19 protein-coding genes are annotated in these 23085 nt (G+C 64.2%); 6 read left to right on the top strand and 13 right to left on the bottom strand.

The window, feature by feature from the left end:
- Positions 1-8: 8 nt before the first annotated feature.
- Together folP and QM588_RS04680 are read right to left on the bottom strand one after the other, a co-directional pair.
- Positions 9-821 carry a dihydropteroate synthase gene (gene folP, locus QM588_RS04685; protein WP_283311916.1) on the bottom strand — a complete coding sequence of 271 codons (813 nt, stop codon included), beginning with the start codon at positions 819-821 and terminating at the stop codon, positions 9-11.
- A 65-nt stretch (positions 822-886) separates the two neighbouring features.
- Complete coding sequence (locus QM588_RS04680; RefSeq protein WP_167326172.1) at positions 887-1840, bottom strand: SDR family NAD(P)-dependent oxidoreductase; 954 nt, start codon at positions 1838-1840, stop codon at positions 887-889.
- A gap of 50 nt (positions 1841-1890) precedes the next feature.
- On the opposite strand from QM588_RS04680, the gene QM588_RS04675 reads away from it, so the two are divergent.
- Positions 1891-3408 (top strand): FAD-binding oxidoreductase, encoded by a 1518-nt coding sequence (locus tag QM588_RS04675; protein WP_283311915.1) that lies wholly within the window; start codon positions 1891-1893, stop codon positions 3406-3408.
- Positions 3409-3412: 4 nt separating this feature from the next.
- On the opposite strand, the gene QM588_RS04670 is transcribed toward QM588_RS04675, so the two are convergent.
- Genes QM588_RS04670 through QM588_RS04630 form a run of 9 tightly spaced genes read right to left on the bottom strand, consistent with a single transcriptional unit; the run spans position 3413 to position 11291 of the window.
- Positions 3413-4066, bottom strand: coding sequence for a cyclase family protein (locus QM588_RS04670; RefSeq protein ID WP_283311914.1), 654 nt, complete (start codon positions 4064-4066; stop codon positions 3413-3415).
- The gene (locus QM588_RS04665; protein WP_283311912.1) at positions 4063-5088 is read right to left on the bottom strand and encodes an iron-containing alcohol dehydrogenase; all 1026 of its coding nucleotides are present in this window, start codon (positions 5086-5088) and stop codon (positions 4063-4065) included. The genes QM588_RS04670 and QM588_RS04665 overlap by 4 nt, the downstream gene beginning before the upstream one ends.
- A complete protein-coding gene (locus QM588_RS04660; RefSeq protein ID WP_283311911.1) occupies positions 5085-5978 on the bottom strand; it encodes a dioxygenase family protein in 894 nt (297 codons plus the stop codon). The genes QM588_RS04665 and QM588_RS04660 overlap by 4 nt, the downstream gene beginning before the upstream one ends.
- Complete coding sequence (locus QM588_RS04655) at positions 5971-6837, bottom strand: bifunctional 5,10-methylenetetrahydrofolate dehydrogenase/5,10-methenyltetrahydrofolate cyclohydrolase (RefSeq protein ID WP_283311910.1); 867 nt, start codon at positions 6835-6837, stop codon at positions 5971-5973. The genes QM588_RS04660 and QM588_RS04655 overlap by 8 nt, the downstream gene beginning before the upstream one ends.
- Before the next feature lie 13 nt (positions 6838-6850).
- Positions 6851-7771, bottom strand: a complete 921-nt coding sequence (gene purU, locus QM588_RS04650) for a formyltetrahydrofolate deformylase (RefSeq protein WP_167329558.1) — start codon at positions 7769-7771, stop codon at positions 6851-6853.
- On the bottom strand, positions 7768-8628 hold the full coding sequence (locus QM588_RS04645) for an alpha/beta fold hydrolase (RefSeq protein ID WP_283311908.1): 861 nt from the start codon (positions 8626-8628) through the stop codon (positions 7768-7770). Before QM588_RS04645 ends, purU begins: the two co-directional genes overlap by 4 nt.
- A 50-nt stretch (positions 8629-8678) precedes the next feature.
- On the bottom strand, positions 8679-9551 hold the full coding sequence (locus QM588_RS04640; protein WP_283311907.1) for an NAD(P)-dependent oxidoreductase: 873 nt from the start codon (positions 9549-9551) through the stop codon (positions 8679-8681).
- Positions 9548-9949: a cupin domain-containing protein gene (locus QM588_RS04635; protein ID WP_283311906.1), complete on the bottom strand. Its 402-nt coding sequence runs from the start codon at positions 9947-9949 to the stop codon at positions 9548-9550. The genes QM588_RS04640 and QM588_RS04635 overlap by 4 nt, the downstream gene beginning before the upstream one ends.
- A gap of 31 nt (positions 9950-9980) precedes the next feature.
- On the bottom strand, positions 9981-11291 hold the full coding sequence (locus tag QM588_RS04630) for an FAD-dependent oxidoreductase (RefSeq protein WP_283311905.1): 1311 nt from the start codon (positions 11289-11291) through the stop codon (positions 9981-9983).
- Positions 11292-11295: 4 nt separating this feature from the next.
- Here QM588_RS04630 and QM588_RS04625 point away from each other — a divergent pair, with 4 nt between their 5' ends.
- Together QM588_RS04625 and QM588_RS04620 are read left to right on the top strand one after the other, a co-directional pair.
- Positions 11296-14010 (top strand): LuxR C-terminal-related transcriptional regulator, encoded by a 2715-nt coding sequence (locus QM588_RS04625; protein ID WP_283311903.1) that lies wholly within the window; start codon positions 11296-11298, stop codon positions 14008-14010.
- Between the two features lie 51 nt (positions 14011-14061).
- The gene (locus tag QM588_RS04620; RefSeq protein WP_283311902.1) at positions 14062-15240 is read left to right on the top strand and encodes a serine hydrolase domain-containing protein; all 1179 of its coding nucleotides are present in this window, start codon (positions 14062-14064) and stop codon (positions 15238-15240) included.
- A gap of 12 nt (positions 15241-15252) precedes the next feature.
- Here QM588_RS04620 and QM588_RS04615 read toward each other — a convergent pair whose 3' ends face one another.
- The gene (locus tag QM588_RS04615) at positions 15253-17895 is read right to left on the bottom strand and encodes a helix-turn-helix transcriptional regulator (RefSeq protein ID WP_283311901.1); all 2643 of its coding nucleotides are present in this window, start codon (positions 17893-17895) and stop codon (positions 15253-15255) included.
- 108 nt (positions 17896-18003) lie between these two features.
- Here QM588_RS04615 and QM588_RS04610 point away from each other — a divergent pair, with 108 nt between their 5' ends.
- From QM588_RS04610 to QM588_RS04600, 3 genes are all read left to right on the top strand, one after another.
- Positions 18004-18807: an SDR family NAD(P)-dependent oxidoreductase gene (locus QM588_RS04610; protein ID WP_283311899.1), complete on the top strand. Its 804-nt coding sequence runs from the start codon at positions 18004-18006 to the stop codon at positions 18805-18807.
- A gap of 41 nt (positions 18808-18848) precedes the next feature.
- Positions 18849-20240 carry a hypothetical protein gene (locus QM588_RS04605; RefSeq protein WP_283311897.1) on the top strand — a complete coding sequence of 464 codons (1392 nt, stop codon included), beginning with the start codon at positions 18849-18851 and terminating at the stop codon, positions 20238-20240.
- A 214-nt stretch (positions 20241-20454) separates the two neighbouring features.
- Complete coding sequence (locus QM588_RS04600) at positions 20455-20988, top strand: TetR/AcrR family transcriptional regulator (RefSeq protein WP_283311895.1); 534 nt, start codon at positions 20455-20457, stop codon at positions 20986-20988.
- A gap of 103 nt (positions 20989-21091) precedes the next feature.
- Here the strand turns inward: QM588_RS04600 and QM588_RS04595 are convergent, their stop codons facing one another.
- Positions 21092-22597, bottom strand: coding sequence for an MFS transporter (locus QM588_RS04595; protein WP_283311892.1), 1506 nt, complete (start codon positions 22595-22597; stop codon positions 21092-21094).
- Positions 22598-23085: the final 488 nt, after the last annotated feature.

Raw genomic sequence — 23085 nt, 5'->3', positions numbered from 1 at the left:
AACAGTCGTCACCCACCGCCGGTAACGCGATATGCATCCGACAAAGCGTGCGCTACCAAAGCAGCATTCCGGCTGGCCGACACGTCGTGCACCCGAACCCACGAGGCTCCCGCGGCGACCGAGAAGGCCGTGACTGTCGCCGTGAGCGAGTCCCGCTCTTCCGGCGGTGTCACGCCCTCCGCAGTTCGTGTCAACTCGCCGAGGAAAGACTTTCTGGAGGCACCGACGAGAACCGGGAATCCCAGAGAGACGATCCGGTCGAGCCTGGCGAGAAGCTGCCAATTGTGCTCAGGTCGTTTCGCGAACCCCAGGCCTGGATCGAGGATTAGCTGCCCTGCATCGACACCTCGAGACAGAAGGCTGTCGACACGTACGGCCAGCTCACGGCGGACGTCGGCGGTCACGTCATCGTACGAAGAGTGGTACGCCATATCAGTGCTGAACGCCCGCCAGTGCATTACGACGTATTGGGTTCCCGAGTCGGCGATTACGCGACCCATGTCAGGATCCGCCAATCCCCCGCTGACGTCGTTGACCATCTGGGCACCCGCCTCGAGTGCCGCCGCCGCCGTTCGAGCCCGCATCGTGTCGATGCTGACCGTGACACCAGCACGTGCGAGCGTCTCCACTACTGGAAGGACCCTGCGCACCTCCTCGGCTGCATCGATCCTGCATGCGCCTGGCCGGGTCGATTCACCGCCTATGTCGACGACATGCGCTCCGTCAGCAACCAATCGGAGCGCTCGCGCCACGGCATTGTCCGGATCTGCGTGAATACCGCCGTCGGAGAAGGAGTCCGGTGTCACGTTCACGATTCCCATGAACCGACACGGTCCCGACGTTCGTCGTTCGGGTAGGAGCGACGGTCGAGGGACGTCTTGGTCGATCACTGCTGCGTTGAGGACGCCGCCTGCTGAGATTCTGCAGGAGAGATAGGCGGCACGCCGTTCTCCATCCAATTCAATCGGCTACGGAACGCATCGATGGTCGGACCGGGGTGGGTAAGGATATGGAACCGACGTTCTTTCACGCCCTCTACGACGAGGTCGGCGACATGGTCCGGGGTCACTCCGAACTTCTCAGTCTGCTCTTCTATGTTCGCATGCACCTGCCTCCGGAGATCCTGGGTATCGGTCGCCGGTACGTCGGTCGGCCGGTTCCGCTCCGACCTGTTCATGTTCGTCTTGACCAGACCGGGAGACAGGAGTGAGACGCCCACGTGTGGGGCGGTGGAAGTTCGCAGCTCGACCTCGAGATTCTCGGTCATCCCGACGACGGCGAACTTCGACGAAACGTACGGGTGGAACGTGGGCAGTCCGGTGGCGAATCCCGCCATCGATGCGCAGTTGACGATGTGCGCCTCGTCCTGGTCCGCAAGGAGCGGCAAGAAGATACGGCAGGCGTCGAGTGTGCCCCAGAAGTTGACGCCCATGACCCACTCCCAGGTACGGCGGGAGATCTCGCCGAACGGCGCTCCGCCTTCGACGCCGGCGATATTACAGAGGAGGTGTACACCACCGAATTCCTCGACTGTTCGATGCGCCAGCGCTTCGATGTCCTCGACCTTACTGACGTCGGTGCGTACCCCGATCGCGTCGGCCCCGGTGGCCCGGACCTCGGCGACGGCCGCGTCCAATGCTTCGGATTCGACGTCTGCCAAAACGACCTTCATACCCTCACTCGCCAAGCGATCGACGATCGCACGTCCTATTCCGCTGGCCGCACCGCTGACGACCGCCACTTTGCCTGTCAATGACTTCATGCTCGGCAACACTCGTCCGTGTGACGACACCGTCGCATCGGTGAGATCACCGGTGACGGTGATCACTGGCTGCACCACTGGTCATCTCATGGATGCGACTTGTGGTGCGCGTCACCGACGCTGATCGCATGACTACTTTGTCCACACCACCCGTCGACCTCGGCGATATCGAACAGGCATTGACCCACATCGCGGCGGTGATCGGCACCGACCGCGTCCGCACCGACAAGGCCACGATCGAGGAGTTCCGGGATCCGTACATCGCCCGCGGATCCTCCGACTGGGATGCGTCCGCAGTCGTCTCCCCGGCATCGACCGAGGATGTCCAGGCGATCGTCCGCATCGCAAACGAGTTTCGAGTCCCGCTGTGGACTTTCAGCCAGGGCCGCAACAACACCTATGGCGGCCCGGCGCCGCGAGTGAAGGGTTCTGTCGTCGTCAACCTCCGTGAAATGAACAAGGTCCTCGAGATCGATGAGGACCTTGCGTTCGTCGTCGTCGAGCCCGGCGTGCGGTGGTTCGACCTGTACGACGCTCTCGAGGAAGCAGGCGGGCGGCTGTGGACATCCATTCCCGACCTCGGTTGGGGCAGTGTGATCGGCAACTGCACCGAGTACGGCCGCGGCTACACCCAGTACGGCGATCACGCCGAGAACGTCTGCGGCATGGAGATCGTCCTCCCGAACGGGGAGTTGGTCCGCACCGGCATGTGGGCCATGCCGAACAGCGAGGCCGCGCACGTCTATCGCCACCCCTTCGGTCCTCAGCTGCAGGGTTTGTTTCACTCGTCCGGCCTCGGCATCATCACGAAGATGGGCTTCTGGCTGCAGCGACGTCCCGAGACCTATGCCTCGTGCTGGGTCGAGTTCAGCGGCGACGACGCGCTCGAAGCGGTCGCCGACGGGATGCGCGAGCTCATGCTCGGCAACACGATCACCAACTATCCGACGATCATGCGCGGGGTCCGACTGGACGAGGACGGCAACCCGTCCTTCGATCCCGACGCCTCCCGCTGGTTGGCGCGGTTCGCCCTGTACGGCACGTCCGAAGCCGTCGACGCCCACTGGATCAGCGTCGAGCGCACCCTCGGCACGATTCCCACGGCGACGCTCAGACGCCGTGACTACGCAGGAACCGACCGCACCACCCACTCCGGGCACGAAGACCGCGTGATGGCGGGCATACCCGACATGGACATCCTCGCCCTCTTCGAGACCATGTACGGCAAGACGACCGCGCACCTGGATTTCTCACCCGTCGGTCCACTACGCGGAAAAGACGTGGTCCAGACTTCGCAACTGATGCGCTCGCTCTACCAGGAAACGGGTGAGCAGTTTTTCTCCGGGCTGATGCTGTCTCCGCGTTCGGTGATCCACATCAGCACGATGTTCTTCGACTCGACGAACGCCGAGCAGACTGAGCGGGTGTACGACAACTACACGCGGATGGTGTCGGTGATGAGCGAGCGCGGATACCCGATCTACCGCACGAGCCTTCACCATATGGATCAGGTCGCGTCGACCTTGGACTTCAACGACAACGCACTTATGCGGCTGAACGAGACGATCAAGGATGCACTGGACCCGAACGGCATCCTTCAGCCCGGCAAGTCCGGGGTCTGGGCTCAGCGTTTCCGGGAAAACTGACAGATCAAGAGACGGGACGTCCGACGGCGCGAACCGGTGCGCCGTCGGAGCCCCGAATGTTCAGCGGTGCGAACATCAGCTCCACCCGCTGGCCGGAGAGGGCAGTGAGGTTTGTGACGTGCTCGGCTATCAACACTCCTGCGCCGAGCAGAATCTGGTGAACGGGCCAGTTGAACCCCTCAGGTCGTAATTGCACCGGCACGTCGGGGGTACCGGTGTCGACCGCGATCATTGACACCCTTCGGTCGACCAGCCACCGCGCGAGATCCACCGACAACGATGGATGCCGCGCGTAGAGCGGGGTACCGACGTGGCACCACCAACCGGTCTCGAGTACGACTATGTCTCCCTCTCGTACGAGCTCGCGGTCCACGAGCGCGTCGACGCCGTACACCTCGTCCTCCCCCGCCTCGACCCGGCACACGACACCCTCACCGGTCAGTCTCGACAGAGCGATCTCATCGATGCTCTCGGCACCGACCACGAAGTGACACGGGGCGTCCACGTGAGTGCCCGTGTGCACGACCATGCCCATATGGCTGACCGTCATAGGGTCGGCCGGCATTTCCGCGACAGTCGCAAACGACGGTGCCGGGAAGATCGCGATGCGAGGCACCCGGGGGTCGAGCGGATGCGACAGGTCCGTCCACGCCCTCATCCGTGACCACCCGAGAATGCGCCCTGTAGAACACCGCGGACCGCGTCGGCACCGACAGGTCGCGGATTGACGAATGATCCTGCGAGAACCGTATTCGTCACGTCGTCGAGCGACGAGGCCGACAGTCCAAGCTCGCGCAGCGACGTCGGCACCCCGTGTTTGAAACACAGCTGCCGTACGACGGCAGGCAGGTCGTGGACCCCGGCCGCGGCGAAACGCTCCGCGACCACAGGATCCCCAAGGTTGAACGCCAGAACGTGCGGAAGCACGACACTGTGAGTCGAGGCGTGAGGGAGGTCGAAGGCCCCGCCGAGCACGTGGCACAACTTGTGGTGCAGCCCCATAGTGGTCTGGTCGAGCACTACCCCGGCCAGATACGCACCGCGTAGCAACGCCGTCGAGTCCGGCGTACCGGCTAGAGTCCCCGTCACGACACGAATCGCTTCTGCGGCAGCAAGATCCGACAAAGCAGTGCGGTCCGGCGCATACAGAGCTTCAGCGGCGTGCGCGACTGCATTGATCGCACTCGCCGCCGCAATGCAGGTGGGAAGTCCGGCCACCAGGTCCGGGTCGTAGATCACCGTGCGCGGGGCCACCCGGAGATCACGTCCGGTCTGCTTCCGGCCGCCCTCGGTGCGCCCCCACACCCGGGTCATCTCCGATCCCGAATACGTCGTGGGCACCGCAAGTATGGGCACCCCCGTCCCGAGAGCCACTGCCTTAGCGAGCCCGACGCTGGAACCCCCGCCGACGGCGACGACGCCGTCGACGCCGGATCTCTCCACGAGGTCCAGAGCCTCGTGCACTTGATCGACAGGTACATGGGCACGAGGATCGGTGACGGTTGCGACGACGCGGTCACCCAAAAGGGTGTGTGCTGCAGTCGAATAGCGCGTTGCGATCAGTAGGACGCGGGTCAGCTTCAGGTGATCGCATTCGTCGGCGAGAGCCCCGATGCGACCCGCCCCGAAGACAACGCGGACCGGCCTCTGATCGTGGACGAACGACACTGGGCCGATCACGATGCGACTCGCAGCGTGATCTCGACGTGCGCGTGTCGGTACGGCGGTACCAACTGGTGCTCCAACTCGATCGCTGTCTGCACCTCCGTCTCGACCTCCACGTGGACGAAGTCGACAACGAGACTGTCCTTGACCCCGAACACCGCATCAGAGTCGAGGTAGGGCGACCCTTCGACGAAGATGTGCGTCGTCAGCGGCGCATGACCGGCGGCACCGACGATGAAATGGATGTGCGCCGGACGGTACGGGTGACGCCCGGTCGCCTCCAGCAAAGCTCCCACCGGGCCGTCGTCCGGAATCGGATAAGGAGAGGGCTGCACCGTGCGGAACGCGAAACGTCCGTTGCCGTCCGTAACGAAGAGACCGCGCAAATGCCCCACCGGAACATCGTCACGCTGAACGTCGTAGAAGCCGTCGTCGTCGGCCTGCCAAACGTCGACGACTGCACCGGCAACCGGCGAGCCGTCGGCCGAGAGAACCTGGCCGGTCACGAGAGTCGGTTCGCCTCCCCTTACGATGGCGATGGTGGCACCCAGCTCGCGAGGGGGCGAATCGACCATGTGAAATGGGCCGAGCACCGTGGATTCTGTTCCACCCGTTCCTACCGCGCGGTTCGTGATCGAGTCGACGAGCATGGACAGGCCAAGAACGTCGGACAGAAGTACGAACTCCTGCCGAGTGTCCGTGCACGCCTGACCAGTTCGCGTCAAGAAGTCGATACCGACATCGAGATCGGCCTGGGAGAGCTCGACGTCTTCGGCGAAGGCGTGCAGATGCGACACCAGCGACTCGAGCACTGTGCGCAGTCGGTCGTTGCCGCACGCACGGAACGATTCCGCGACGATCTCGACCGATCGTTCCTCGGAGAACCGCAGAATCGGGTCAGACACCGACTGACCGTTCGCTCAGAGCGCGTGCTGCCGCGACTGTGTTCGCGAGCAGCATTGCGATGGTCATCGGTCCGACACCTCCCGGCACTGGAGTGAGCAGCCCGGCCACGGACTCGACCTCCGCAAATCGAACGTCACCGGTCAGGCCGTGAGGGGTGCGGTGAATGCCGACGTCTATCACGGTCGCACCGGGCTTCACGGCGTCGGCTCCCAGGATGCCCGGCACGCCGGCGGCCACCACGACCACGTCGGATCGTCGGCATGCCCCCACCAGATCCTTGGTTCGCGAATGACATTGTGTCACTGTTGCGTCGCGCTGCAGCAGTAGTTGCGCCATAGGCCGACCGACTAGTTCCGATCGTCCGACGACCACCACGTCGGCTCCGGACAGTGATACCTGGTATTCGTCGAGAAGACGCATCACACCGCTCGGCGTACAGGGCACGAGGCCGGGATGTCCCTGGGACAGCAAACCTGCGTTGTCGACGGTCAGGCCGTCGACGTCCTTACCCGCCGGGATTCGGGCCAGCAGCGCGCTGGTGTCGAGGTGGCCCGGGACCGGGAGTTGGAGCAGTATTCCCGACACCGCCGGGTCGGCGGCGAGGTCGTCGAGTACCGACTCGAGCTCGCGTTGCGAGATGTCAGCGGGCAGGTGGCGGTGCAGATCGACCATTCCGGCCTCGACGGACTGCCGCCGCTTGTTCCGCACATACACCTCGGACGCGGGGTCGTCGCCGACCAGCACAGTCGCGAGACCTGGTGCCGGTCGACCGGACGAAACAAGCGCGGCCACCTCGGCGGCCACCTCGCTTCGTACCGTATGAGCGACGGCCTTACCGTCCATCAGACGAGCAGTCATGCCAGGTCTCCTTCTAGAACACGATCGTGGAATTGCCGAGCCGAACAACTCGGTCTTCGCAGTGCCAACGCACGGCGCGAGAGAGGACTGCGCGTTCTACGTCAGCGCCCAACCGGACGAGGTCCAGCGTGTGGTGGCGATGGTCGACGCGCACTACGTCTTGCTCGATGATCGGGCCCTCATCGAGATCCTCGGTCACATAGTGAGCAGTCGCGCCCACCAACTTCACGCCACGCTCCTTGGCCTTCTGGTACGGCCCGGCCCCGATGAAGGCCGGCAGAAACGAGTGGTGGATGTTGATCAGTGGCACCCCGACCGACCTCAGGAAGTGGGGCGTGATGATCTGCATGTACCGCGCGAGAATTACCAGATCGACGTTGTCCCTCAGCAATTCGAGCTGACGTTCTTCTGCCGCGCTGCGCGTCTCGCGCGTCGCCGGTATGTGGAAGAACGGCACTCCGAAGGGCCGAACTTCGTCTGCCAGGTCGGCGTGGTTCGAGATGACCATCACGACTGTCATGTCGAGTTCTCCGCGGCGGTTCCGCCACAGCAGATCGAGCACACAGTGATCGGTCTTGGAGACCATGATCGCCACGCGCTTGGGCTTGACTGCCTCGGTGATGGTGAATTCCATTCCAAGATCGGCCGCGACTTCGGAGGCGAAGGCGGTTTCGAGGTCGTGCCGAGCCGCGGAAAGTCCTGGAAGACGAAACTCTGTGCGCTGGATGAACATTCCGCCATCGGGCTCGGTCGTGTGTTGCTGAAGGGATTCGATGTTGGCACCGGCTCTGGTAAGAAACCCGCCTACCGTCGCGACGACGCCCGGCTGGTCCGCGCAGCGTACGACGAGCCTGGCGAGGTCGGCGTCGTTGCGCCGCGCGCCGCCGGCGGTCGCAGGTTCGGTTCGAGCGGTGGTGAGTGGGGAGCTGGTCACGCGGGTTCTCCTGTTCCAAGAAATGAAGCTGAGTGATCGTGGGGGTACGCGGCCGCCTGGATCCAATCCAGAACGATGCCGAGAACCTCACGGTTGTTGAGTTCGATCGCTAGCCCGTGGCCGTTTCCCCGCAACCCACGGTCGGCAAGTACGAGGTGGTCGACACCGACGCCCGCCAGCCGAAGGAAGTCGGCGACCGGCGCGCATGCGGCCTGCATCTGCGATGTCTCGCTCTCGACGATCGCAACGGGTACCGATGTCAGACCCACCGCCCCGGTCGTGGGCCACAACGGTGCGGCGGTGATGCCGGCCGGTAGTCCGAGTGGTGTGCCCGGCACGTCCAGGTAGGGCGGACCGGCGGGTTCGAGCGCGACTATTCCGGCCACCAGATCGGGACGAGACTCGGCGACTAGCCACGCGGCGCACGCTCCGAGCGAGTGCGCTACCACCACTGCCGGGCCTACATCCTCGAGCAGGGCCTCGAGCAACCGACGTTCGATCACCTGCGCAGCAGCGAGGTCGGACGGCAAGCCAGTGGCGGACGCGGCGAGCGTGCGGACAAAGGGGTCATCGATGCCTCCGGGGCCCGGCCACTGACTGTGCTCCGGCCGGTCGCCCGGTGCGAACAACCGGGCCGTCATCGCCAGAGCGGCCGGGGTGGAAGTACGACCCGGGGAACGTCCGTGACCGGGTCGGTCGACGACGTGGACCTCGTAGCCTTGCTCGATGAGCAGATCGGCCCAGCCAGGTCGGCCGTCCGGGGTGGTACCCCAGTCGGTTCCCTGTCCACCGCCGCCATGCACGAGGACGATAGGCAACATGCGCGGCGACGCGGGTGTGCGCGTCTCGACGAACATTGCGGCACCGGTTGGCTCGGCATCGAGTACCCAGTGTTGTCGCACGGGGCTCACGCCGCGCCGCCCGCGAGCGAACGGGACTGGCCAGCAACCCATTCTGCGATCGACGTGTGGTCGGCGTCTGTAGGCAGCTCTTCCCCCGCGCGACGCCACATCGTCGTCGCGGAGTCGAGCAACGCATGCTCCACGCCCAATTCGTCCGCCAGTCCGACGGCGATGCCCATGTCCTTGGTGAGCAAACCGAAGCCGAAACCCGAGCGGTACTCTTCCGATAGAACGAACGTCGGCACCTTGTGTTCACTCGACCAACTGCGGCCGGTGGAGCTGTTGATGACGTCGAACGCGACCGCCGGGTCGACGCCGAACGAGCGCACGATCTCGAGCACTTCGACGGCGGCCAGGAGCGTCACGCCAACGAGCACGTTGTTACACGCTTTGACAGCGTGCCCGGCACCCAGGTCACCGACGTGGGTGATGGTTCCCATCGCCTCCAGTACCGGTCGAGCGCGCTCGAGCGTGGATGACGACCCGCCGGCCATGATGGTCAGGCTCGCGCTCTCGGCGCGGGCGACGCCACCGGAGACCGGTGCATCGAGATAATCGATTCCGGCTTCGGCCAGCCGCTCCCCGAGCGCACGGGTGCTGCTGGGTTCCGAGGAGCTCATGTCGACGACGACGACGCCGCGGCGCAGAGCCGTGAATTCAGGGTCGGTCAGCACTGCTTCGACGATCGCTGAGTTGGGGAGCATCAGGATCACGATGTCGCCGGTGACGTCGGCGAGCGTATCGACGCTGCCTGCCGTCGCCGCACGGGCCTCAGGAGACCGGTCGTAGGAGCTGACAGTAAAACCCGCTCGTTTCAGCGCCGCGACCATGGGCAACCCCATGCGGCCGAGTCCGACTACCCCTACGGACGCCGTCATGACCGATGTGCCTGTTCGTACTCGTCAGCGGTGACCTCGCGGCCCCAATCGTGGCCGCCCACCGAGATCGCGGTGTGCGTCATGAAGGCGGTAGAGGTGGCACCGTGCCAATGCTGCTTGTCGCCAGGTATGTGCACCACGTCGCCGATCCGGATGCGGCCGCCGTTGCCGTGTTCGTCGAACACGAATCCCTCACCAGCGGTGACGATCAGGATCTGCCCGACGCCGTGTGTGTGCCAGTTCGTGCGGCCGCCGGGGGCGAAGTGCACGTTGTTCACCAGCCACCCCTCGGTGGCAGGGAGGACCGGGTCGCCCCACACCTCTCCGACGAACGTACTGGTCCGCCGTTCGCTCGGTGCGCCCTGGCGTCCACCCGCGACAATTGTGACTCCTGACATGAAACTCTCCTGCTCTGGTGGGTTGCCTCGCTCAGACGAACGAGGCGTGGTGCCGTGGGAAACCGCTGCGCAGACGCGTCATCGCGGACAGTCGGCGAATTGCTTCGTCCTCGTCTACCGCCGCGGCGGCCCCCCTCACGAAACGGGTCAGCGATGCGCTGTCCGTCTCGTCGTAAACGCGGTGCTTGGACGCCGTCGCCATGGGGGACGCATACTCGTCGAAGATGCGCAGCCGCTCGGCTGCCCACACGTCGAGCAGAGACTCGTCACCGCCGCGCACGGCCTCGTCGAGCGGGTCGAGAAGCGCGAAGAGGTCGTACATTCCGCTGGTAAGACCGAGACCGCCGGTCGGATTGGTTGCGTGGGCGGCGTCGCCGACGAGCAGTACCCGACCCTCTCGCATGCGATCGGCCGACCTCTGATGCATCCGGTACGGCGTCGCGGAGACGATGTCGTACGGCACGTCGGGAAACCCGAGCGCTGCCAGGCGACCGGGAAGACGATCGAGGACGGTGTCGGCAGGCAGCTCGGCAGATTCGCCCCAAGTCCAACGCCAGGTCGTGTCGTCGATCCGCGCAATGACGCAACCGTTCTCGGCATCGAGGATCATGTTGGCGTTGCCTAGGCCGGCACGGTCGAACGGGTAGCTCAGATCGGTGGCGACGAACCGGTCGTCCCACGTGGTTCCCTCGAAAGAGATTCCGAGCGAGCTGCGCACAGCGCTTCGGGCACCGTCGGCCGCGACTACCCACGACGCCCGGACCTCTCCGGCATCGGCTCCGGTCACGTCGAGCACAACACCGTCGCTGTCTTGCCGCACTGAGGTCACCGCGGCACCGAGACGAAGTTCTGCGTTGGGATGGCGCGAAAGGTGGTCGAGCACGATGCGCACCACCTCGTGCTGGCCGAGGTGGATGTTCCACGGACGGGAAGTAATCGATGCCAGAGGTGCCAGCGACACGACCGCCTCGTCACCCGACGCGAGGACTCGGGTACAGAACGCGGTGTTCCGGATGCCTTCGGCGTCGATGTCGTCCAGCACACCGAGGGCATCGAGCCCATGGAGGACATGCCAGTAGTAGACAATTGCTCGCGGGGATGTCGCGAGTTCCTGCTCGGACTCGAGCAGTACAACCCGGTGGCCTCGTTGAGCCAAACCCAATGCAGTCAGGGCACCTACGGGGCCCGCGCCGACGACGGCGATATCATTCGTGCTCACCGTCACAATGCTCACGAAGTAGACGACGTATCGCATCGGGGTGGCCACCAGTCGGCCAGGAACGCCAGGAGGAACGACGACGTTGTTGGTTGGCAGATCGATCGAGACGTCGAGGCTCGTCACGTTCGTGAACGATGCAGTGGCACGGCGGGGTCGTTCTGTCGGTGTGTGGGGGCCACCAGGTTCGGGAAAATCTGCACTGCTCTCACAGGTGGAGGCCGGATCCGCGTTCCGCGCCGGCATTCTCGTACTCACCGCGTCGGGAGACTCTGACGAGTCCGACATCCGCGCAGCGACCCTGCACCAACTGCTGGGACGATTCCTCCGCCCGGGCGGATTCCCCGGTGCCGGTGAGCCCGCACCTATCCGAAGGGTCCGGGACGCTCTCGCCGATTCCGCCGTCGCTCCAAGGGTCATCGCCGACGCGGTCGCGGGCGTGCTCGACCACCTCGCAGTCGATGTGCCTACCGTCGTCGTCGTCGACGACATCGATCGGGTCGATTCTTTGTCGGCCGATGTCCTCGTTCGACTTACTCGCGCCGCCGGAACATGGGGTGTTCTGATAGCGGGACGTCGTCGCCTCGCCGGATCGACGGACCCGTCCGACGACATCCTTCTCGGACCATTGAACGAAAAGGACAGCCGACTGCTCGTGGAATCGTGCACACCCGCTGCCACAGTCACCAGCACTGACGATGAGCAGCGGAAACGGTTTCGCGTGGTCGATAGCATCGTGGAACGGGCGGCAGGAAATCCTGGCGTTCTCGTGCTGTCGACCCGTGCGCTCATGACGTCGGAGGTGCTGCGCGCGGACAGCACCGTCGACCTAGATCGCCGGGCGCACTCAGCGGTGGCGACGATGTGGCTCCCTCGACGGGATCTGTCCGCGAATGCCCGCAGGTTGGGCCTGATGTGGGCCGTCGCATGCGACTGCCCGGGTCCCGTGCCCACACCGGCGGTTCCCGAACAGCTGATCGATCCTGTCGGGCTCGACGAGCTGCTCGAGCTCGGGCTGCTTGTGTACACGCCCCAAGGGATAGAGCCTGTTCACCCACTTCTCCACGCCGCCGTGCTCGAGCTCGCGCCGTCCGGAGAGCAACGGCGGGCGCAGATGTCGATCGCCAACGCGCTCGAGCACCACGACTCGGATCCATTCGGTCTACGCGGTGCCTGGCATCGTGCACGCGCGGCGATGTCGACCGACGATGTGGTTGCGACCGGACTCGACGACGCCGTGACAGCTGCCGGTGCCTCACTGTCGCCGGTGGAACGCGCGCGCTGTCTCGACGTCGCGGCAGCACTCACGGTCGACTCCGACCGACGGTTCGTGCGGTGGGCACGGGTGGCCGAAGCCCGGCTCGCTGCCGGTGACCGCGACGGAGCGGAGCGTGCCCTGCACAGCATCGATGCCGGCCGCGCTCCCACCGAGGCGCGCGCTCGGATGCTCCTGGTGGAGGGTCTCGTCGCCGCGGCCGCCCGCACTCCGCAGGAAGCTTTCGAGCGACCGGTACGTGCTGCCGAGCTACTCCACGAGCTGGACATCGATCTCGAGATCTACGCGCTGGCAGCAGCCGCTGAGGTGTCGTGGTGGTCGGGTCGCACCGACTGGATCGGCCGCGCGGCTGCCCTCGCGGCGGTGCTGGGTACCGACGATCCACGGCACCGCATCACGCTCGACGCCATCCGCGGCTGCGCAGCACTGTTCTGCGGCGATCTGGAGACCGCAGGCGAGGCACTTCGCGCGTCACTCACAGCCGCCAGTGCCGCCAAGACTGCCCACGACCACCGCGTCGCGGGACAAGCAGCGATGCTGCTCGGAGACGACCTCGCGGCTTACCGCCACCTCGCCGATTCTGCGAGGCTTTTCCGCGAAGAGGGCAACGTGTTCCAGCTGTCCTTCACCCTGCAGATCCTCGCATCGGTGCAGACGTGGCGGGGCCGGCCCGATCACGCGGAAGACTTGATCGCCGAGGGGCGACTGTTGGCGAGCCGCGTCGGGGACGATCGAAGCCTGGCCTTCGGCCTGACCATGTCGGCCCACGGCGACGGACTACGAGGATCGACGCAGTCCACGCGTGAGTCCGCAGACGCAGCCCTGCGTATTGTGACCGGGCGCGACATCGGATATCTCGCGGCCGCAGCATTCTGGGCGCTGGGACGCACCGACCTCGCGACCGGAAAACTGGCCAGCGCACTGGAGTTGCTCCAGGAGATCACTGACCCCGATTCGGCGGCGACGCACGCGCCGACGGCATTGTTCGCGCTGCCCGATCTGGTGGAGGCGGCAGTGCGAACCGGGCATCCCGACATAGCGCGAGCCGCGGTCCCCCGTTTCGCCGCGTGGGCGTCGGCCGGATCGCCATGGGCTGCGGCAGTGCTGCCGCGACTGCGCGCGCTCACCGCGGGCGATGAGAACGACGCAGAACGATGGTTCCTCGCGGGCAGCACGGACCGAGATCGGCCATTCGAGCGAGCTCGAACGCAGCTTCTTCATGGCGAACACCTTCGCCGCGGACGCCAGCGCGTCCGGGCCCGCGTGCTTCTTCAAGAGGCGCTCGCCACGTTCGCAGAACTACATGTCACCGCGTGGGAGCAGCGTGCAGCGACCGAACTGGGTGCCACCGCCGAGCGCGCGCGGCGGGGGCCTGAAGCGGCGACCGAACTGACCCCGCAGGAACTGACCGTAGCGCGACTCGTAGCCGGTGGAGCCACCAATCAACAGGTAGCCGAACAGCTGTATCTCAGCCGGAAAACCGTCGAGTCGCACCTGCACAAGGTCTACACGAAGCTGCAAATCGGCTCACGCAAGCAACTCCCGGAGGCACTGGCCCCAGAGAACTGACTGGTGGATGCACCGATGCGACCGGCGGGCACCGGACGCACCCTTGATCTCATGACACGATCCACGACACGATGCGATTCCCTTGATACCCACGCGCTCAACCGGATCTGCGAGCGAATGGAGGCCGACGTCGCCAACAACCTGTATGACGGTGGCGTCATCCTGGTCGCCCGGCACGGCGAGATCGGACTGCACCAGGCCGTCGGCTACAGCGATCGATCCACCGGCCGCCGTGCGGCTCTGGACGACGTGTTCTGGATCTTCTCCACGACCAAGCAGTTCACCAACGTTCTGATCCTGAAGGCCTTCGAGCAAGGTTTGCTCAGCCCCATCACAAAAGTCGTGGACATCGTCCCCGAGTTTCGGGGCGGCGACCGGTTCCGGGTCGGAGCGAAGGACCGTGTGAGCGTCGCCGACCTACTGACACACCGCGCGGGGACCAGTCCGACGCCATGGCCACTGCCCCCGATGGAGTGCGCCGACCTATCCAGAACCATTGCGGCGATCTGCGAGATGGATCTGGTAGCCCCGCCCGGTGATCGCGTGAGCTACTCGCCATGTCTGGCACACGCGCTGCTGGGCGAGATCGTCGTCCGCACACTTGGCCGCGGGCGAACATTCACACAGACTCTGCACGATGAGCTCCTTGACCCACTCGGGATGGCAGATACCCGCATGGGCGCTCCGGCATCGTGGAAGGACAGGATGGTTCCGGTCGTCGCAAAGTTTCCGCCCGGTCAGTTCTTCTCACCGGAGGACATCACCGACACGGCCGACGCCGCGCACGAGGGTGCCGAGTTGCCCTGGGTCGGATGCGTCTCGACGGCCTCCGACATGTATCGCTTCGCTGAGATGCTGCGCCGTGGCGGTGAGATCGACGGGGAGCGGATCCTGTCCCCAGCGTCGATCGCGATGGCGACAACTGTCCAGACCGCCGATCTGGTGAACGAACGCTACAACCGCATCGTTGCCGAGAAGCTTTGGCAGCCGTGGCTCGCCAGCATCGGCTTGGGCTTCATGATGCGTGGCAGCGGCCTGCGGCAGACGTTTTTCGGCACCATGGCCTCCGCAGGCACTTTCGGCGGATACGGAGCCGGATCATCGCAGTTCTTCGTCGACCCCGAGCGTGATCTGACATTCGTTTGCCTGACAGCAGGTGTACTCGGCGAGGCGGAGAACCTCCACCGATTCCAGACTTTGTCCGACATGACTGTGGCATCCGTGAACTGACGACCGGCAACATCAGTCCGAAAGAATGCCCGCCAGCTGCTCACGTGAGTCGAGACCGAGCTTCACGTAAACCTTCGACAGGTGGTACTCCACGGTCCGCGAGCTCAGATGCAGGGTGCCGGCCACGTCTCGGTTCGAGCGCCCAATGCTCACCATCCGGGCAATGGCCAATTCTTGGTCGGTGAGGACATCCGCGACGACGATGTCATGGCTGCGTCCTTCCCCGCTGGCGCGCAACGCCGATCTAGTCCTGTCGATCCACGCGGGCAACTGCAGGCTCTCGAAGAGTGCCAGAGCCGGGTGGAATTGTTGGCGCGCCTCAGCCCGTCGACGTTCTCCGCGCAAGTACGTACCGAAAGCGAGACGTGTGCGTGCTGCTTCGAGCGGTCGATGAGCAAGGCCCGGTGCCTGGCACGCCTCCTCGAACAAAGCTTCGGCCGAGGCTCCCGCCATGAGTGCACGGAGGCGTGGAGCCACCGCACCAGCCCATGACGACCCCGCCGCGCACCAACGCTCGAACCTGACGCTCGCCTCCCGCGCCAGTTCGATATTGCCGACCGCGACGGCTGCTTCCACCAGATCGGGCGTAGCCATCAAGCTGATCTCCGGGTGACGTCCGTCGTGCAGCACCGTCGGCACGAGAAGGTCGACGGCCTCGACGAACCGGCTCTGAGATACTGCCAGTCGACCCTCTGCCCACTCGATGGATGCCGTCGGGTGGTCGTCGCCGCGGCCGGCGACCTCCCGACGGTGTCTCCCGCACGCCGCTGAGTCACCGTCGAGAGCTGAGAGGTGCGCGAGGACGGTGTGCTGGAACGCCCCGTCCGTTTCCTCGCCTGCGTACTCGGCCAGACGTATGCCCTCCTCAGCTCTGTCGCGCGCAGCTTCCGATCGTCCTTGGCCGGCCAGGACGAGTGCGTCGAGTTGCAGCGCGAACGGCAGTTCGGTGGCATGGCCTTGCACACGCATCACCCCTATCGCACGTTCGCAGAAGCGTCGAGTGCCGATGTCGTCACCGACCATCGTCGCGATTTCGGCGGCGAAAAGCAGCTCCCGCGGCTGCGTCAGCTGCTCCGCGGCGCGCAGCGAGCGGGCCAGATCATCGACGGCGGGCGAGAACTTGTCGCACATCACGGCAAGGCCGGCGGGTGCTGCATTGCGCACAAGGGTCGCGTAGACACCGGTGTCTGTGATCGAAGCGGCGAGATCGACGGCCTGTGCAGCCCAGTCGGCGCGACCACCCCACCACGCCAGTCCGGTGACGCGGGCCGCGAGGTCGACAGCCAACTTCGGGTCGCGCAACGCTGCCGCGTTCGCACCGGCAGTGAGGATGCGGAGCGCGTCGGCAGGGAGTCCCTGGCTCAGGGCGAGGGCTCCACGAATTTGAGCCGTGGTTCCGGCGACAAAATCGTCCCATCCGGCGAGCCCGGCCCGACCGATCAACCACTCTGCCTGCTCGGGTCGGCCAAGCAACCAGCTGACCAGCCCTGCCGATACGAGCCGACGGGCACGGATTGCATCGTCGTCGGTTGATTCGGCCGCCCGCAACCATCCGGTCAGGGTGTCGGCGGAGGCGTGCGCCGTCCGCAGAATGCGTTCGAGAGTGTTGCCGACAGCTTCGGCGGAGACGTCGGCGGGAGCTGACAGATGCATCACTCGAGCGAGTCGCTGCTCCGGGTCTGCGGCATCGCTAAGCGCGCCGGTCAAAGCTGCATGCACGGCGTTGATCGAAGCCGAGTCCGCGGCGTGGAATACCGCGCTCCGGTGTGGACGCCTCGACCACGCGCGACTCGCATTGTCGACCCGCACCAGCCTCATGGCCTCCAGCGACTCGAGCGCATCTGCGCCGACCCCGAGCCGCCCGCATGCATCGTCGAGGACACTGGAAGGCAACCCGTCTCCCACCGCGGCGACGAGCATCGCGGTGCGGTGGGAGACGGAGAGCACGCCGGCCAAGTCTCTCCATCTCTCGATCCAACCGGGCCCTGGCCGTGGCGGATCCGCGAGCGCCCCTCGTCCGGCCGTCTCCTCCGCTGTCAGTGCAGCCGACATCTCTTTCGCCGCCTGCGGGTTTCCACGGGCGGCGACGACGATGCTGTCGACGACCCAGTCGGGTGCCGACTTGCCCAGCTGTCCTCGCACGATCGAAGCGGTGTCATGTGTGGACAAGGGGTGTAGCCGGAGCACCGACGCGCCGGCGGGCAGCCGATCGCCACGCCGCCAACCGATCAACACCAATCCGACGGGGAGATGCCTGATTCGCCGGGAAAGAGTGCCGAGAACCTTGCGTGCGGAGGCGTCGGCAAGGTCCACGTCATCGACGACCGCCAAGAGCGGTCCGGTACGCGTGAGCTCTGTCAGTGCATCGAGGACCATGTCGACCACGGTGACGATATCGGCCTCGGCGGGATGCGACGCCGTTCCTATCAGTCGCGCCAAGAGATGTACTGCATGTTCCCCGGCTCGTGCACGCACATTTCGTGTACGCAGGCCGTCCAGCGAAGCGGCAGTCCGACCGACAGTAGTTTTCCCACTGCCGAATTCGCCGACGATGATGATCGCTCCCCCGGTACCGTCGAGGACTCCCCCGACGAATTCGCTCAGCAGCCTGATTTCGGTCTCGCGGCCGGTCGAGGCAGGAACGTCGTTGCTCACCGACCCACAATAGATGACCTGGATCACAGCAACCGGTGGACTCATGGATGCGACCGCAGGGTGCCGACGACGAACCTTCTCGCTAAGACCAGAGAAAGCAGGAATTGAGTGAGCGTCACATTCGACTACACGGGCAAAGCAGTTCTCGTGACCGGTGCCGGGAGCGGCATGGGCCGAGACAGCGCAACAGCATTCGCGGGCGCCGGCGCTCGCGTCGCGGTTCTGGACATCAACGCTGCTGCCGGTCGCGAGACCGTCGAGCAAATCGAGACAGCCGGCGGCGAGGCGATCTTCGTCGAGGTCGACGTGGCCGAAGATGGTGCGGTGCACCGCGCCATCGACACCGTCGTCGACCGGTTCGGTCGACTCGATGTCGCGCACAACAATGCGGGTGCCGAAGGTCAGCACGGGTTCATGCTCGAGCAGGACCCGGCCTCGTGGCGACGGACCCTCGACGTGAACCTGTCGTCGGTCTTCTACTGCATGCAGGCCGAGATCCCACACATGCTCGCCTCGGGCGGCGGCTCCATCATCAACACGGCCTCGGCAGCCGGCTTGATCGGAGCGTATGGACTCACGCCTTACGTCGCGGCCAAGCACGGCGTCATCGGGCTTACAAAAGCAGCAGCGAACGAGTACTCCGAGAGGGGAATCCGCATCAATGCGCTGTGTCCCGGACCGATCGAGACACCGTTCATCTCCTCGTTCCCCACCAGTTGGACGGACCGCCTGCTGGGTGGCGTGCCGATCAGACGGCTCGGGCGTACCGATGAGATCTCGCAGGCCGTGTTGTGGTTGGGATCGGACGCCTCGAGCTACGTCGTCGGGCACAGCCTCAGCGTCGACGGCGGTGTGACCATCGGCGGTGCAGAAACCCGCAACGACGACCTCGACGAACGAGTGCTTAAGTGACCGGCTCCCCCATACCTCACGAACCACAGATGGAGAACCCAATGACAATCACGGAACCTGCTACTGCACAGTCGGATTCACCCGACGGAATTTCTCCCGGCACTCCGATTCACCAAGTCCTGTTCACGCCGGACAGCCCGATCTTCGAGGGTGCGAACGTCTTCACCGACATCGGATTCGGCCTGGTTCCTGCCGAATATTCCACTACGCGCGAGGAATTTCTTGCCTCGCGGGAAGCGGCGTCCATAGGCTTCGTACTGAGCAACAGTCCCGTCTATGACGTTTCCGGCCCGGACGCTGCAACTTTCCTCAACTCCGTGTGTGTCAACAAGGACTTCGGCCTCTTGGAGATGGGCTCGTCCAAGCACGTCGTGATCTGCAACGACGACGGTTACATGATCGCCGACGGCGTTTTGCTCAAGGTTGCCGACAATCACTTCCGCACCTATTGGCTGGCACCGGTATTGGCGTTCTTCCTGGACAGCTCCCAGCTCGACGTGTCGGGCACATGGGTTCAGGACGAGTACTTCTTCCAGGTCGACGGGCCGAAGTCGAAGTCGATCATCGAGAAGGTGACGGGAAGCGATCTGAGCGACCTCAAGTTTGCGCAGAACAAGGTGATCACCCTTGCAGGTGCCGATGCCACTGTGCACCGGCTCGGTATGTCCGGTGCCCTAGCCTACGAGATTCACGGACCCTCCACCCACGCGCGCGAGGCCTATCGGCAGCTTCGCGCCGAGGTCGAGGCCGTCGGCGGTAAGCCCCAGGGGTTCTGGAACTACTCCCTCGTAAACCACACCGTGGCTGGTTACCCGAACCAGGTCATCCACTTTCTCGACCCGGTGAAGGACAGTTGGCCAGCACTCACCGAGTACATCCAGCACATCATTCCTTTCGACATCGGCCTGCACGGCAGCGCGTCGGACGACCCGAGGAATGCGTGGGTCACTCCGTTCGACGTTCGCTGGGGCTACCTGGTCAACTTCGACCACGAGTTCCCGGGCAAAGCCGCACTGCAGAAGATCAAGACGGAAGGCTCGAAGCGGACCACAGTCACCCTCGAATGGAACGCCGACGACATCGGAAAGGTGTACGCGTCGCAGTTCCGGGGCGGAGACGCCGTCGTCTACGACCCCATGAGCAACGACCCGGTCATCTCAGTCGATGACTATCACCAAGGCAGGATGCGCATCGATTACGTTCTGAAAGAAGGCCGGAAGGTGGGTCTGGCGACTGGTCGCACTCCCGCGTTCATCGAGAACACGATGATCTCACTCGCATATCTCGACCGCGATCTCGCCGTCGAGGGCACCGAGGTCACGGTTCTGTGGGGCGACGTGGGCCACCCGCAGATCGAAATCCGTGCCATCGTCGCTCAGTTCCCTTACTACAAGGGCGATTTCCGCAACGAGAAGCTCGACGTTGCGATGTGACCTTCGAGTACGAGAGAGTTTTCGACTGCCCAACGGTCGGAGTTGTAATTGCAAGTGCACAGCAGAATTCTGCGTTCTCTACGTTCTCGGCCGTCGCCGACGCAGCCCGGCTCGGTCGGCGAGGACCGGTACGTCCGCTCCACTTACTATCCGTATCCGCAGAAGACCGTCAGGTAAAGTTCTGGAATGATTCTCTACGCATTGGTCCGGCAGTATGGTGCGTGACAGTAAACGTACCCAGATCTTGGATGCGGCTGCACGGGTAGTGGAACGCGGCGGCGTCGGAGATATGACCTTCGAGTCCGTCGCCGAGGAATCCGGCCTGACCAAAGGCGGGATTCTCTATCACTTTCACAGCAGAGAAGAGATGCTCCGCGGAATTCACCAGCACCTCGCGGACACCTGGGAGGCGGACTTGATTGCCGTGGCCGGGGGGGCTTGGGACACTCTGACGCCGACCGAACGGCTCATCGCATACATCGACGTCACCACTCACGGTACGACGCGCACGGAACTGTTGTTGATGCTCGAAGGTTCCACCGACCCGCAACTGGCGACAGCATGGAACGACGTACTGACTCGGTGGGCACCTCCTATCAACGCTGACGACGCATTGGCGGAGCCGGCCATGGTCATGGCGCGTCTCGCTGCCGATGGCTTGTGGATGTACGAAGCTCTCAGCGAATCCCCGTTGAGCCCTTCTGCTCGACGCTCAATCGCGGACCACATTATCGCCGGCCTGGCTTAGAACTGGTCCACGATTCGCCTAGCCAGTGGGCGTGAAATAGACTGCGCCCCTCCGCCTTCGCAGGTGGAGGGGCGCAGTTCGTTCGCGTGTCGGCCGGCTTCGGTCAGCCAGCGTGCACGAGGACCTCTCCGTCAGGGAGGTCATCCTTCTTGGCGCGGACGACGAAGAACACCACCGGCGAGATCACTGCCACGAACACCGCGGCGATGGCGAAGACGCTGTGGTAGCCGGCCACCTCTTCATGGAACAGGCGCTCCATGCTCGACGCCAGAGGATTGTCGAGTAAGTAGTTCTGCTTTGTCGATGTATACACCGAGGTGAAGATAGCTGCGCCGAGCGCGCCGCCGACCTGAAGAGTTGCGTTGACCAACGCACTCGCGGCACCGGCATCGTGATCGGGAACACCGATCAACGCGACATTCTGCAATGGAATGATGAGCAAACCGAGTCCGAGGCCGACAAGGACCAGCGCAGGGAACACGTGGGTCCAGTACGAGGTGTCGATGTCGATCCTCAGAAGCATGAGTAAGCCTACCGCCGACATCAGCGGCCCCAGCGACATCAGTGGCTTGGGACCGAATTTCGGCATCAGCGACGATGCGACACCTGCTGTGACGAAGATACCTCCGGTGATCGGCATCGAGGCAAGTCCAGCAATCACGGGACTGTACTGAAGAACGATCTGGAAGTAGAAAGTCAGGAACAGAGTGGCACCCACCAGCACGGTGCCTACCATCATCGATGCGAAGAACGCCGGCCCGCGGTCACGATGGAACAGCACCCGTAGCGGCAGCAAGGGGTTGCCAGAACGGCTCTCCATAAAGCCGAACACGACAATCAACAGGACACCGGCACCGATGAACACCACCGTCGACAATGAACCCCATCCGCTCTCTGCTCGCGTGAAACCGTAGACCAGCGATCCGAGTCCCAGAGCGATGACGATGGCACCAGGAATGTCGTACCTGGTGTCGCCTTCCGCCTTCGACTCTTCGATCACGGCATATGCGGCGACTACCGCTATGACGGCAACGGGAACGTTGACCAGCAAGCACCACCGCCAGCTCAGATACTCTGTGAGGACACCACCGAGAAGCAGACCTACTGCGGCACCGCCACCTGCGATGGCACCGAACACACCGAATGCTCGTGCGCGTTCCTTCGGTTCGGTGAACGTCACGGTCAAGATGGCCAACGCGGCGGGAGCCAGGAGTGCTGCAAAAACCCCCTGCCCAGCGCGAGCAGCGAACAGCTGCCACGACTCTTGAGCGATGCCCCCGACGGCTGACGCAACTGCGAACCCGGCCATTCCTACGAGGAACGACCTACGCCTTCCCCAATAGTCGGAGATACGTCCACCCAACAGCAGCAGTGCTCCGAACGAGAGCGCATAAGCGGTGACCACCCAAGTTCGATTGCCGTCGGAGATTCCCAGTTCAGTCTGAGCCTGCGGGAGAGCGATATTCACGATCGTGGCATCGAGCACGATCATCAGCTGCGTGGCCGCGATGATGACCAGCACGAGCCAGCGTCGCGCATGATTCGGATTGTCGTGGACGGAATTCTGAATTTTGATTGCGGACGTTCGACCGTCCAGCGCGTCGGACACGCGCCACCCCCAAAGATGGTGAGTTGGATGTGAAAGAAGCGGAACGCCACTAATGGAACCAGCATGAACGACTCTCGTCAAATGCAGAGGAAGCTTGTGCAGCAACATATTTCACGAATTGACAAGGTCTCCCAATCGTGAGCAAGCCGCGCTGAAGATGCATGTAAGAACGATCACGAACGAGGTGCATCCCTCCATAGGCAGAGGCCATATCGGTCCGCAGACCCCGGTGCTTCCGCACTCAGTCGGCCCCGCCCGACCTGCATCTCGTCCGATTCGGCACCCAGGAACGAGACACCCGCACACACTGCTGGCGTCATTCAATCTTCAAACTATACCGTCTGTACAGTTTTAAAGTATTTCGGGGCCGAGAATCCCCCCCTCGACGACGATCGACACTCGAACAAGACCACAAGGTGACATTGGACACATCGGGAAACTCACCGAAGCCGGGGAGAGCACGACGGCCGCACCTTCCGGCGGTGACA

It is taken from the genome of Rhodococcus sp. IEGM 1354 (genome assembly GCF_030056855.1).
GTDB lineage: Bacteria > Actinomycetota > Actinomycetes > Mycobacteriales > Mycobacteriaceae > Rhodococcoides.
Note: the sequence above shows the minus strand (reverse complement) of the source record. Positions and strands in the feature narration are given on the sequence as shown.